Raw genomic sequence first — 11,519 nt, 5'->3', positions numbered from 1 at the left:
CCGACCCCCGCGGCGGGGGGGGGCTCTCGCCGGCCCCCCCCCCCCCGCCGGCGTTTCGGTACGGAGTGCCGGTCGTGACCGGGGTCAGGCCTGCCGGTCGACCTCGGGGTGCTCGGCCAGCCAGGCGCGGACCGCCTGCTGCTCCTTGCCCTTGCCCGTCTCCTGGATCTTCGCCTCCAGGCCGGTGAGCTGCTCCTCGGTGAGCTTGAAGGAGCGCAGCCACTCGGCCACCTTCGGCTCGTCGGCGGCGAAGCCCTTGCGGGCGAGGGTGTGGATGCCGTCCCCCTTGCCCCAGGCGCCCTTCGGGTCCTCCAGCTTGGTCATCTCGTAGGAGGAGTACGCCCAGTGCGGGGACCACAGCACGACCGCGACGGGCTCCTTCTTCTCGTGGGCCCGCTTGAGCTCGGCGAGCATGCCGGGGGTGGAGCCGTCGACGACCTCGTACTCGCCGTCCAGGCCGTACTTCCCGAGGACCTCGTCCTTCAGGATGGACATCGCGCCGGCGCTCGGCTCGATGCCGATGATCCGGCCCTTGAACTGCGCGGACTTGCCCTTGAGGTCGGCGAGCGAGCGCACGTCCTTCACGTACGCGGGCACGGACACCTCCAGCGAGGTGGGGCCGTACCACGAGCCGAGGTCCTCCAGCTTGTTCCCGTACTTCTCCCAGTACTGGGCGTGGGTGACGGGCAGCCAGGCGTCGGTCTGGAAGTCGAGCTGGCCGCCGGCCAGGCCGGTGTAGAGCGCGCCGGCCTCCAGCTGGCGGGCGTCGACCTTGTAGCCGCGGCGCTCCAGCAGCTCCTTCCACAGGAAGGTGGAGGCGATGCCCTCGTCCCAGGGGATGTAGCCGAGGGAGAGGGTACGGCCCTTGCCGATGTTCGCCGCGCCGGTGGGGCCGCTCTCGTCGGCTGCGCCGAAGGCGTTCAGGCCGCCCGCGACGAGGGCCAGTACGACGGCCCCGCTGACGGCGTAGGCGGGCTGGGGGCGGTGGTTCCACACCTTGGCCGCTCCGGTCGCGGCGGACCGCGCCTTGGCCAGGGCGCGCCGGCCGAGCGGGGAGACCTGGCGGCCGAGCGCACCGGTCATGCGGTCCAGGTACATGGCGAGGATGACGATGGAGATGCCGGCCTCGAAGCCGAGGCCGATGTCGACGTTGCCGATGGCCCGGTAGACGGCGCCGCCCAGACCGCCGCCGCCGACCATGCCGGCGATGACGACCATGGACAGGCCCAGCATGATGACCTGGTTGATGCCGGCCATGACGGTGGGCAGCGCCAGGGGGAGCTGGACGCGCACCAGGGTGTCGCGCGGGGTGGTGCCGAAGGCGTCGGCGGCCTCGACGAGTTCGGGGTCGACCTGGCGGATGCCGAGCTCGGTCATCCGTACGCCGGGCGGCAGCGAGAAGATGATGGTCGCGATGATGCCGGGGACCACGCCGACGCCGAAGAAGATGATGCCGGGAATGAGGTAGACCATGGCCGGCATCGTCTGCATGAAGTCCAGGACCGGCCGCAGGACCGCGCTCACCCGGTCCGAGCGCGAGGCCCAGATCCCGAGCGGGATCGCGAACACCAGGGTGACGAGGGTGGCGACCAGGACCAGGGACAGCGTGGACATCGCGTCGGACCACAGGTCCACCGCGTCGACGAGTGCGAAGCCCGCGAAGGCCAGGACCCCGGCGAGGAGCCCGCGCAGCCACCAGGCGGCGACGGCCAGGATGCCGGCGAACAGCAGCGGGTGCGGTGCGGAGAGGACGGCGTCGATGCCGTCGTAGAGGCCGGTGACGAGCGTGCTGATCGCGTCGAACAGCCAGGACAGGTGGCGCTGGAGGAAGTCGACACCGCTGTCGACCCAGGAGCCGAGGTGCAGGCGGGGCATCAGGCCGCCACCTCCGCACAGGCCATCGGGGGCCGTTGTTCGTCGCCGATGAAGGCGATCAGGCGGTCCTGCGGTACGGAGCCCACGACGGCCCCGTCCTCGCCGGTGACGGCGACCGGGTGCGGGACCCGGGCGCTGACCGCGCACAGGTCGGCGAGCGGGGTGTCGGCGCTGACGGTGGGGCAGTCACAGGCGTCCGCGTCCGCGGGGGGCCCGTCCATGACGGCGTCGGCCGTCAGCACGCGCGAACGGTCGACGTCCTGGATGAAGGAGGCGACGTACTCGTCCGCGGGGCGGACGAGGATGTCCTCGGCGGTGCCCTGCTGGACGATGCGGCCGTCGCGCATGACGGCGATGCCGTCGCCCAGGCGCATGGCCTCGTTGAGGTCGTGGGTGATGAAGACGATGGTCTTCTTCAGGCGCCGCTGGAGTTCGAGCAGCTGGTCCTGCATGTCGCGGCGGATCAGCGGGTCCAGGGCGCTGAAGGACTCGTCCATCAGCAGCAGGTCGGCGTCGGTGGCCAGCGCGCGGGCGAGGCCCACGCGCTGCTGCATGCCGCCGGAGAGCTCGTCGGGCCAGGACCTCTCCCAGCCTTCGAGGCCGCACAGGGCCAGCGCCTCGGCGGCGCGGCGCTCGCGCTCGGCGCGGTCCACCCCCTGCACCTCCAGCCCGTAGGCGGCGTTCTCCAGAACGCTGCGGTGGGGGAAGAGGGCGAAGTGCTGGAAGACCATGGAAATCTTCCTGGACCGCACGCGGCGCAGCTCGCGCGCGCTCAGCGCGGTGAGGTCCTGTCCGTCGAAGAGGATGCGCCCCGCGGTGGGTTCGAGCAGTCCGTTCAGCATGCGCAGCAGCGTGGACTTGCCGGACCCCGACAGACCCATGACGACGAAGATCTGGCCGGGCTCGACGCTGAAGGAGGCGTCGATGACCGCGGCAGTCGTCCCGTCGGCACGCAGCTCGTCACGGCCGGAGCCGTTCTCGAGCGCGCGTACGGCGTCGGCGGGTCGTCTTCCGAACACCTTGTAGACGTGTTCGGCCTGGAGCGTGGACACATGCACCTCGGGGGTCGTTCCGGTACGGCGGGAGCCGGGCGGGCCGGCTGCGGCCGTGGAGCGGGACGGGGTCGGCCCGCGTGCGCCACGCGCCCGGCGCGAAGCGCCGGAGTGAGTGGTTCCGCTCCGGCGGCCCACCTGCCCGACGTTCACAGCGGCAAACGCGGAGGTGATCCACCTCACGCGGGGGCGGGCGGGTGCGATGAGCCGTGCGCGGCACGGATTGAGAGCGTGCGGCTGGGTAAGCGAAGGCCATGAAACCAGGCTGGAAAGCGAACATCAGGCCGAGTTGGGGCAGGCGCGGCGCCCCGGAGCCGGCCACGGGGGCGGGTGTCGCCGCCCCGGGTTCCGCGGCGCGGAGCGTGTCGGAGCCCACTCTTACGGAAACCGCCGTTCCGATCCGGGACCGGGACCGGGATCGGGACCGGGGGCCCGCCCATCCGGCGCTCCGGGCGGCGGCGATGCTGGCCGCCCTCGCCGGCACGGTGGCCTTCAGCGTGGTCCTGGCCCGGCTCACCCTGGAGCCGTCACCGGCCTCGGAGGCCCTCACGTACAGCAATGTGCACCCGGGGCAGTCCATCCGCGCCTACCTGGACCACGGGACGGTCCGGGAGGCGGCGCGCCAGCTCGGGGGGAACCTGCTGCTGGGGGTGCCGTTCGGCGTTCTGCTGCCGGTCCTCGTCCCGCAGGCGCGCGGGCTGGCCCGCGTGGCGGTGAGCACGATGGTGGTGATGACGCTGGTCGAGCTGGTGCAGGGGGCGCTCGTCACCGGCCGGGCCTTCGACGTCGACGACGTGATCCTCAACACGGCGGGCGCGCTCCTGGGCTATCTGCTGATCGGGCGGCGGCTGGGCCGGGCCGTGCATCCCCGCAGGCACCACTGGTGGCACCGCTTCACCCGGCGGTCTCCCGCCGGGTGAACGGCCGCCCGGGCGCATCAGGCCCGGTCTGCGGTGGACACGGACGCCGTGCGCGCGGCGTCCGTGCGGTCCTCCAGCATCGAGGTACGCAGGTGGGCCAGGAGCCGGGTCAGCAGTCGGGAGACCTGCATCTGGGAGATGCCGAGCGCGGCGCCGATCTGCGACTGGGTCAGCTCGTCGCCGAAGCGCATCTGCAGCATGCGGCGCTCGCGGTCGGTGAGCTGTTCCAGCAGCGGGGCCAGGGTCTGGATGTCCTCGACCAGCTCCATGGCCGGCTCCTCCTCGCCCATGACGTCGGCGAGGGTGTGGCCTTCGGTGGGTCCGTCCCCGTGCTCGGCGTGCGGGGCGTCCAGGGAGCCGCTGGTGTGGCCGTTGGCGGCGACGAGGCCCTCTATGACTTCCTCGTCCGTGAGGCCGAGGTGGCTGCCGAGGTCCGCGACGGTGGGCGAGCGGTCGAGCGCCGCGGTCAGCTCCTCCTTCGCCTTGGCTATGTCGATGCGCAGCTCCTGGAGCCGGCGCGGGACGCGGACGGCCCAGGAGGTGTCACGGAAGTGCCGCTTGATCTCGCCGGTGATGTACGGCATGGCGAGGGTGGAGAACTCGTTCTCGCGCGCCGGGTCGAACCGGTCGATGGCCTTGATCAGGCCGATGGTCCCGACCTGGACGATGTCCTCGATGTCCCCGCCGTCGCCCCGGCTGCGGAAGCGGCGCACGGCGTACTGCACGAGTGAGGCGTTCATCTCGATGAGCGTGTTGCGGACGTACTGGTACTCCGGAGTGCCCTCGTTCAGTTCGCGCAGCCGCCGGAAGAAGACCTTGGACAGCTCCCTCGCGTCTGCGGGGCCCACCTCTCGGGGCTCCTCGATCCGGGGCAGGCCCGCGATGCGGGCGGCCTCGGAGCTGCGGCGGGGCTGGGGGACGGCGGCGGTGCGGGGGGCGGTGCGGACGGACGGGGCAGGGACCGGCATGGGTTCGCTCCTTGGGCTGGTCGGCTTGCGGCGCGGGACCTTGACTGCCGTAGATGGTGGACCGCTTCTGCTCTTACGTCAAGAATTGCCGGAAATGCGTTTCACGTCTTGCGTCACCTGAATCATTTAACGCATCATGAGTGCATGGGGAGCATGTCTCAGCGACAAAATTGGACATTCCTGACGAATCACGCCCGCGTCCTGGTAGCCATCGCCCGGGACCCGGCCGTACGGCTCAGGGATGTCGCCGCGGTGTGCGCGCTGACGGAGCGCACGGTGCAGACGATCGTCACCGACCTGGAGGCGGACGGGTACCTGCGGCGCGTCCGGGACGGCCGCCGCAACCGGTACGAGATCTCCACCGGCGCCGTCTTCCGCCACCCGGCCGAGGCCGGGGTCCAGGTGGCGGGCCTGCTCGCCCTGCTGACGGGTGCGGCCGCCGACCCGGACGCCCCGGGTTTCGCCTCCGACCCCTCCCCGGCCGAGGACCCGGACGGCTCCGATCCTGCCGACGCCTCCCCCGGCGAGGACACCGGCCCGGCCGGTGCCCCTTCCGGCGCCTCCCCCGCCGAGGGCGCGGGCTTCGTCGACGCCTCCCCTGTCCGCGAGCGCGCGGCCGACTAGGACCGGACCGTCCCGGTGAACTCCGCCGAGGTCCGCCCCCGCCCGGAATACACGGCGCCCGCTTCCCCGTTGGGGCCGGTATGACCGACACAGGCTTCGACCCGCTCGCCCTGCTCGCAGCGAGCCGCCTCGGCGTGCTCGCGACCCTCAAGGCGGACGGGCGCCCCCAACTCTCCCCGGTGATGCCCGCGTACGACCGGACGGCCGGCGTCATCCGGGTGTCGACGACCGAGCGGACCGCCAAGGTCTCCAACCTGCGCCGGGACCCGCGCGCCACACTGGAGGTGACCGCCCCGGACGGCCGCTCGTGGGCCAGCGCGGAGGGCAGGGCCACGCTCGTCGGGCCGGGCAGCGACCCGCACGGCCCGGAGGTGCAGGCGCTTGTGGACTACTACCGGCTCGCTGCCGGCGAGCACCCGGACTGGGACGAGTACCGCGCGGTCATGGTCTCCGAGCGCAGGGTGCTGCTGACGATGACGGTCGACCACGTCTACGGCGCCGACCTCCACTGACCCCCGACGGCCGCCGCCCGGCCCGGGGTTGCCGACGGCCGACGGCGGCCACCCGGCCGCCGGGCCCGATGCCCGGCCCTCCGTGTCGTCGCGGACCTGCACAGGCTCCAACAGCCTTGCCCACGTGCCGTCCGCCTCCCAGCGGGCAAACCGCTCATAGACGGTCTGCCACGGCCCGTACCGCTCGGGCAGGTCACGTCACGGAGCCCCGGTCCGCAACCGCCACAGCACACCATTGACCACCTGCCGGTGATCACGCCACGGCCGACCACGCCCATCCACCTGCGACAACAAGGGCTCTATCCATTCCCACGCCGCCTCCGTCAACTCACCTCGACCTGCCACAAGGTCAGTTATCAGCGAGGCCTTAGCATGGGCACGCCATCCCCCCCGTGCCGTGTCCAGCCGACGGAAGACACCCATGCGCCTCCAGCGGATATCCGCCGCGACCGCGGCCCTCGCCGCGCTCACCACCCTCGCCACCGCCTGCGAGGACTCGCCCAAGCCGGGCCCGCCCGCCGCGAGCCCCTCCGCGAGCGCTCGGGGCGCCGCCCCCGCCTCCCCCACGGCCGCGGGCGCCGGCGCCGCGCCCGCCACGCTGACCGGGGTGCAGGCCCACGTACAGCAGTACACGTCCTGCGAGAACCTCAGCACCGACCCGAACGACAGCCGGGTGCCGCTGAGCGGGTTCATCGGCGCCGGGGACTGGGGCATCACGGAGCGCGGCGTCTGCACGGACAAGAAGGCGCGGGGCGAGATCGTCCTCTTCCTGACCCCGGACATGAAGGCCTTCCAGCAGGCCGCCAAGGACAACGCCGCGAAGCTGCTCGCCGAGGGCCGGGGCGACACCGACCTCGCCAGCCGCACGGTCGTGGGCAAGACCTTCGCCCTGACCGCGCTCAAGACCGCCACCGCCGTGTCCCTGGTCGACCCGCCCAACTCCGATCTGCGCATCCTGAGCTGCAACCCCGACGTCTTCGTCCCGGAGGGGTTCAAGAAGGAGAAGGCCCTGGTCGAGGGCTGCTTCCTCACCGACTACGTCAACAGCCCCGACGGCCAGGGCAGCCCCCACCGCGGGGCGGTCCGCGACCCCTCCACCGAGGGAGCCGCGAAGCCGGGCCAGCCGTCCACCGGCAGCCTCGGTCTGCCGAGCGCCGGCAGCATCGCCGAGCTGAAGAAGCTCGTCAGCCCGCACACGGTCGACTGCACGAGCATGAAGGTCACCGACGAGCAGGTACAGTCGATCGACTACATGCCGGTCGTCGACGGCCCCGCGAGCGCTTGGGGCGTCAAGCAGCGAGCGGTCTGCGGCCAGCTCGGCGGGGAGCGGCGCGCGCACAACCTGAACTGGCTGGACACCGTCTCCGACATGAAGACCCTCCAGACTAAGGCCAAGGCGGCGCAGCTGGCCGACCTGAAGGACGACGGGCGCCTCAAGGCCACGGCGAGCAAGCTGCTGGTCGGCACGAACATCGCCGTGGAGACCAACAACGCGAACGTCCGCCGCGGGCTGTATCAGCTCCAGTTCCTGTACCTGAACTGCGAGACCGGCTTCACCGCGCCGGCCGGCTACCGGCTGGAGGAGGCCCAGGTCGAGGGCTGCGTCCTGACCAACTACGAGCGCCCGAGCTGACACATCATCGCCACCTGCCCAACCTGCCGACAACCCACCTGGCAGCCCTACGACACCAACTGACAAAGCACTACTATCGGCGGTCCCGGAACGGGACTCGGATGGGGCCGGCGCCCTGGTACGCCTTGTCCGCCCAGCATTTCAGCGGAGGCAATCTCAGTGGGTCGGGCGCTGCGGAGTGCTGGCCACCCCTGCCTCCCGGCCGCTGAGCGCGGCGTCCAGAGTCTCCTGGGCCGTGCGCATCGCCTCGGCGTACTTCGGCTCGGACATCCGCTGCCAGGCAAGGTCCGGTGCGATGTGCTCGACCCGGCTCATCACCCACCAGATGTTGCCGAACGGGTCCCGCACCCTGCCGCCGCGATCCCCCCACGCACTGTCAGCAACCTCGGTGATCACCTGCGCCCCGTGCGAAACGGCAGCGGCCATGGCGGCGTTCGCGTCCGGGACGTAGACCCGCAACAGCGAGGGCATCACCGGCCAGTCGGGCCGTCGGTCGAAGGCCAGCACGACCGTGTCGCCGACTCGGATCTCGCCGTGGCCGATGGTGCCGTCCTCGACCGGCACCCGTGCAATCTCCTCGCCATCCAACGCGAGGGTAATGAAGTCGAGCAGCGCGCCGGTGTCGTCGGTGACCACCCACGGCGCAACGCTGGTGTAGCCCTCAGGTGCAGTGTGACTCATCGCTGTCGTCCCCTCCTGTGGTTCTTCGGATGTGATGACACTAGAACTCAACTAGGACAGTTATGGTCCTAGATCAAGCATGAAACCAGCGCCATCCTCGTCAGCACCCCGGTCATAGCCGTCCGCCCTCTCGAACCTCGCACTGAGGATGGAAAAGGCTCAGTGCCCAGGTTGGTGTCGGAGCGTCAGCGCGCCTCGCACCCGTCCGGGGGAACGCCGCGTCAGGATGGGGAGCCCCGAGGGCCCCGGCGCCCCGGGCGGAAGGAGAACGCATTGATCACCACGAACGTCCAGCGCCACGGCACGGTCCTGGTCAGCGTCACCGGGACACTCTACGAAGACGCGGGCAAGGCGCTCCAGCGGGCGCTGGACGGCGTCACCGCCGGCGAGCGGGACCTCATGGTCGACCTGCACGGCGCGATGTCCATGGACGCCGACGGCCTGCTCCACCTCCTGGCACTGCACCGGCGGGCGGAGAACCTGGGTTTGCGCGTCCTGGTCGTCGGCTGGCAGCCCCGGCCCCAGCAGTTCATGGCCGATGTCGCGGGCATCCGCGGGCGCGGCTCGGCCACCGGCGAGCGGTACGCGCTGGCGGGCTTTCGCCGGCTGCTCGAGGAGCGGGCGCAGCGCGCACGCGACCGCTCGGATTTCGGTGCCGGATGGCTGTCCGGCGTCTAGTGCCGCATCAGCCGACGTTCGCCCTGTTGCGGTCTGACCCCAGCGTCGACTGAGTTCGGGGATGGTCGGGAGCTGAGGTCGCCGGTTGGCGAGGCGCGCCACCTCGAGAATTCTCCGGTCGGCTGGCTGCTCTTCCGCCTAGGGTGTCGATCATGTTCAAGTCAGGGGTGGGGTTCCTCGCGTTGTTCGGCCTCGGCTGGTGGCTGTTGGCCACGAGTGCATTCGACGGCTTGGTACGGCTGGTCGAGGTCGTGGTCGGTTGTGCCGTCACGTTGGGGCTGATGCTCGCAGCGCGCCGTTTTCTCCCCTCGTCGGCAGGGGGCCCATTCCCCGCCGACCGACGTCGGCGGTTCAATCAGATCAACGGTCTCCAGTGGCTGCTGATCGTCGCCATCGCCGCGGTGTGCGCTCGCGCCGCAATGCCAGTGCTCATTCCACCACTGGTCGCGGTTGTCGTTGGGCTCCACTTCCTCCCGCTCGCAGCGGTGTTCGGGCAGCCCCGGCTGCGGGTGCCGGCAGCGCTGTTGATCGTGGCCGGAGCATCGGGCATGGCCGTGTGGCTCACGGACGGCCCGGACAAGACCGTTCGCCTCGTGGTGGGCCTGATCTCTGCGCTCTGCCTGTGGGGCATGGCGATCTGGACGGTCACGGGGGCGGCATCCGCTGCCGAGTATGGCGTCAGGGAGTGAGGGTGCCAGCGGCACCCCGAGGACGGCGAGCCCGAAGTCAGGTTCTGCATGGAGGAGTTCGGGCCGCTCGACATCAGTCCCCACCCAGGCCGGCAGTGGGCCGAGCTCGGCGGCAAGCACAAGGACCCCGACCGTGAGCCGAGACGCAGGCGCCGGGCCGCCTACAGTCCGTGGCGCGGCGGACCGCGCGGCCTGGTACGCGAGGGCCGGGGGCTCGTGGTCTCCCGGCCCTCGCGTGTCTCGGGTGCTACTTGAGCACGCCCGCCCCCGTCGTCGTCGCCAGCGACGTCGGCAGGTTGCTCGCCGAGGCCTCCAGGCCCGTGGTGAGGGTCGGGGTCCAGTTGACCGTGGTCTTCAGGTCCTTGGACGAGGCGGCGTTGTAGGCGGCGACGAGGTCGGTCACCGTGCCGTTGACGAGGTTGCCGGAGCCCTTGACCGAGCCGGTTCCGTCACCGCTGAGGAGCTTGGCGGCCTTCGCGCCGGACGGCAGCTTCCAGTAGTTGTTCTCCGCGACGATCTGAGCCTTGGCTCGGGAGTTGATGCTGTACTGCGGCGTGTACCCGTTGAGGGGCGTGACGTCGTAGTAGTTGTTGTAGATGTGGATCTGGCCGATGCGGGCCAGCGGGGCGCGCTGCATGATGCCCTTCCACACGTTGTGGTGGATGGAGACGCGCAGCTTGCCGACGCTGTCGGTGTCGCTGCTGCCGATCAGCATCGTCTTGTCGTGGTTGGTGAACTGGTTGCGCGAGACGGTCACCAGGTCGGATCCCTTGGTGATGTCGAGGGCGCCGTCGTGGATCTGGTACTCGCGGCCGTAGTACTTCGGGTTGGCGCTGTCGAAGTGCGGCGCGTCGGTGAACGTGTTGTGGTCCGCCCACACGTGGGTCGCGCCGCGCAGGGACACCGAGTCGTAGTTGGAGTTCCAGTTGCCGTCGTCGCCGTCGGTCGGGTCCCACTGCGGGAAGCAGTCCTCAGTGGCGGCGAAGGTCAGGTTGCGGACGATGACGTTGTCCACGTTCTGAATCTGGAGCATGGCCCCGGTGAGGCCCGCGTTCGTGCCAGGGACGCCCATAATGGTCGTGTTGGCGGGGACCTTGAAGACAATGTTCTTGCCCTGCTTGGCCTGGGCGGCGGCGCGTGCCGTCTCCTGGGTGCCGGAGGGCAGCTTGGAGCGGCCGTAGGCGGCCGGGTCGTAGGCCTTGAGGTAGGCCGACAGCGAGTAGCCGGTACCGAGGGCGTAGTCGGCGCAGGTCAGCTTCTTTCCGCTGTCGTCGGTGTTGGCGTCGATCATGCCGTTGATCTTGATGATGCGGGGCGTGGTGTCGGAGACCGAGCCCAGCGCCTTCACGAGCTGCGCACGGGTGGAGACGGTGAAGGTGTGGGCGGCGTCGGCCTTCGTGCCACCGGTGGTCCCCGTACCGGAGGACGCCCAGCCGTCCTTCGCGGTGAGCGTCTGGTGGTACAGGTCGACGGTCCCGGCGTTGGCGTTCATCACGACAACACCAGAGCCGACGCACGCGGCCACGGCGGCCGCGCCGATGACGGCGGCACGACGGGAGCGGAGGGACCGGCGGTGGGAGCGAGCAGCCACGAGGCTTCCTTACAGGAGGAGAAATGGGGTTACGCCCTGTCAGTGGCCGCCGACCCGTGAAAGGTTGCCGCGTGCGGGGATTTTTCTCCTCCGCTTTTCCCGCGACTCAACGTCGCCCGGCCGACGTCGGCAGCAGTGACTTCAGGGCTTCAGGAGGTGTGCGGGCAGTTGCCGCGGTACTCCCGGATGGCCAGGCTCGGGAGGGGCAGCGGGCACCATCATGGGAGACCGCGACAAGGACCGAAAGACGTGACAGGCCCCGGGCCCGTCAGTTGTACGAGAGGTCGGAGTCCTTG

11 protein-coding genes and 2 pseudogenes are annotated in these 11,519 nt (G+C 70.7%); 7 read left to right on the top strand and 6 right to left on the bottom strand.

Annotated elements, in window-relative coordinates:
* Positions 1 to 84: 84 nt before the first annotated feature.
* Positions 85 to 1,875: an ABC transporter permease/substrate binding protein gene (locus ACFWU6_RS33000; protein WP_383810982.1), complete on the bottom strand. Its 1,791-nt coding sequence runs from the start codon at positions 1,873 to 1,875 to the stop codon at positions 85 to 87.
* A complete protein-coding gene (locus ACFWU6_RS32995) occupies positions 1,875 to 2,927 on the bottom strand; it encodes a glycine betaine/L-proline ABC transporter ATP-binding protein (protein WP_383810986.1) in 1,053 nt (350 codons plus the stop codon). The genes ACFWU6_RS33000 and ACFWU6_RS32995 overlap by 1 nt, the downstream gene beginning before the upstream one ends.
* A gap of 254 nt (positions 2,928 to 3,181) precedes the next feature.
* Between ACFWU6_RS32995 and ACFWU6_RS32990 the strand changes: the two genes are divergently transcribed.
* On the top strand, positions 3,182 to 3,847 hold the full coding sequence (locus tag ACFWU6_RS32990; protein WP_383985068.1) for a VanZ family protein: 666 nt from the start codon (positions 3,182 to 3,184) through the stop codon (positions 3,845 to 3,847).
* 17 nt (positions 3,848 to 3,864) lie between these two features.
* Here ACFWU6_RS32990 and ACFWU6_RS32985 read toward each other — a convergent pair whose 3' ends face one another.
* On the bottom strand, positions 3,865 to 4,815 hold the full coding sequence (locus ACFWU6_RS32985) for a SigB/SigF/SigG family RNA polymerase sigma factor (RefSeq protein WP_383985066.1): 951 nt from the start codon (positions 4,813 to 4,815) through the stop codon (positions 3,865 to 3,867).
* Positions 4,816 to 4,959: 144 nt separating this feature from the next.
* Here ACFWU6_RS32985 and ACFWU6_RS32980 point away from each other — a divergent pair, with 144 nt between their 5' ends.
* Positions 4,960 to 5,439, top strand: coding sequence for a MarR family transcriptional regulator (locus tag ACFWU6_RS32980; RefSeq protein WP_383810995.1), 480 nt, complete (start codon positions 4,960 to 4,962; stop codon positions 5,437 to 5,439).
* Positions 5,440 to 5,519: 80 nt separating this feature from the next.
* Positions 5,520 to 5,951, top strand: coding sequence for a PPOX class F420-dependent oxidoreductase (locus ACFWU6_RS32975; RefSeq protein ID WP_383985064.1), 432 nt, complete (start codon positions 5,520 to 5,522; stop codon positions 5,949 to 5,951).
* Positions 5,952 to 6,026: 75 nt separating this feature from the next.
* Here the strand turns inward: ACFWU6_RS32975 and ACFWU6_RS32970 are convergent.
* Positions 6,027 to 6,296: pseudogene (locus ACFWU6_RS32970) on the bottom strand (transposase); the annotation flags it as partial.
* A 76-nt stretch (positions 6,297 to 6,372) separates the two neighbouring features.
* Here ACFWU6_RS32970 and ACFWU6_RS32965 point away from each other — a divergent pair.
* Positions 6,373 to 7,584, top strand: a complete 1,212-nt coding sequence (locus ACFWU6_RS32965; RefSeq protein WP_383985061.1) for a hypothetical protein — start codon at positions 6,373 to 6,375, stop codon at positions 7,582 to 7,584.
* 156 nt (positions 7,585 to 7,740) lie between these two features.
* On the opposite strand, the gene ACFWU6_RS32960 is transcribed toward ACFWU6_RS32965, so the two are convergent.
* Positions 7,741 to 8,265, bottom strand: coding sequence for a VOC family protein (locus ACFWU6_RS32960; RefSeq protein ID WP_383985058.1), 525 nt, complete (start codon positions 8,263 to 8,265; stop codon positions 7,741 to 7,743).
* A 273-nt stretch (positions 8,266 to 8,538) separates the two neighbouring features.
* On the opposite strand from ACFWU6_RS32960, the gene ACFWU6_RS32955 reads away from it, so the two are divergent.
* The 3 genes and pseudogenes from ACFWU6_RS32955 to ACFWU6_RS32945 all read left to right on the top strand — a co-directional run.
* Complete coding sequence (locus ACFWU6_RS32955; protein WP_383985055.1) at positions 8,539 to 8,943, top strand: STAS domain-containing protein; 405 nt, start codon at positions 8,539 to 8,541, stop codon at positions 8,941 to 8,943.
* A 152-nt stretch (positions 8,944 to 9,095) separates the two neighbouring features.
* On the top strand, positions 9,096 to 9,632 hold the full coding sequence (locus tag ACFWU6_RS32950; protein ID WP_383811009.1) for a hypothetical protein: 537 nt from the start codon (positions 9,096 to 9,098) through the stop codon (positions 9,630 to 9,632).
* A 15-nt stretch (positions 9,633 to 9,647) separates the two neighbouring features.
* Positions 9,648 to 9,812 (top strand): annotated as a pseudogene (locus tag ACFWU6_RS32945) (IS630 family transposase); the annotation flags it as partial.
* Between the two features lie 67 nt (positions 9,813 to 9,879).
* Here ACFWU6_RS32945 and ACFWU6_RS32940 read toward each other — a convergent pair.
* The gene (locus tag ACFWU6_RS32940) at positions 9,880 to 11,223 is read right to left on the bottom strand and encodes a polysaccharide lyase family 1 protein (RefSeq protein WP_383811012.1); all 1,344 of its coding nucleotides are present in this window, start codon (positions 11,221 to 11,223) and stop codon (positions 9,880 to 9,882) included.
* Between the last annotated feature and the right edge of the window lie 296 nt (positions 11,224 to 11,519).

The organism is Streptomyces sp. NPDC058674, from assembly GCF_042716505.1.
Lineage (GTDB): Bacteria > Actinomycetota > Actinomycetes > Streptomycetales > Streptomycetaceae > Streptomyces.
This window is presented reverse-complemented; position numbering and strand designations above follow the sequence as displayed.

What these genes read in the sequence shown, in the direction of transcription:
- ACFWU6_RS32980 (WP_383810995.1), top strand. Translation starts at nt 4,960, where the DNA reads ATGGGGAGCATGTCTCAGCGACAAAATTGGACATTCCTGACGAATCAC.
- ACFWU6_RS32960 (WP_383985058.1), bottom strand. Translation starts at nt 8,265, where the DNA reads ATGAGTCACACTGCACCTGAGGGCTACACCAGCGTTGCGCCGTGGGTG.
- ACFWU6_RS32990 (WP_383985068.1), top strand. Translation starts at nt 3,182, where the DNA reads ATGAAACCAGGCTGGAAAGCGAACATCAGGCCGAGTTGGGGCAGGCGC.
- ACFWU6_RS32985 (WP_383985066.1), bottom strand. Translation starts at nt 4,815, where the DNA reads ATGCCGGTCCCTGCCCCGTCCGTCCGCACCGCCCCCCGCACCGCCGCC.
- ACFWU6_RS32975 (WP_383985064.1), top strand. Translation starts at nt 5,520, where the DNA reads ATGACCGACACAGGCTTCGACCCGCTCGCCCTGCTCGCAGCGAGCCGC.
- ACFWU6_RS32950 (WP_383811009.1), top strand. Translation starts at nt 9,096, where the DNA reads ATGTTCAAGTCAGGGGTGGGGTTCCTCGCGTTGTTCGGCCTCGGCTGG.
- ACFWU6_RS33000 (WP_383810982.1), bottom strand. Translation starts at nt 1,875, where the DNA reads ATGCCCCGCCTGCACCTCGGCTCCTGGGTCGACAGCGGTGTCGACTTC.
- ACFWU6_RS32965 (WP_383985061.1), top strand. Translation starts at nt 6,373, where the DNA reads ATGCGCCTCCAGCGGATATCCGCCGCGACCGCGGCCCTCGCCGCGCTC.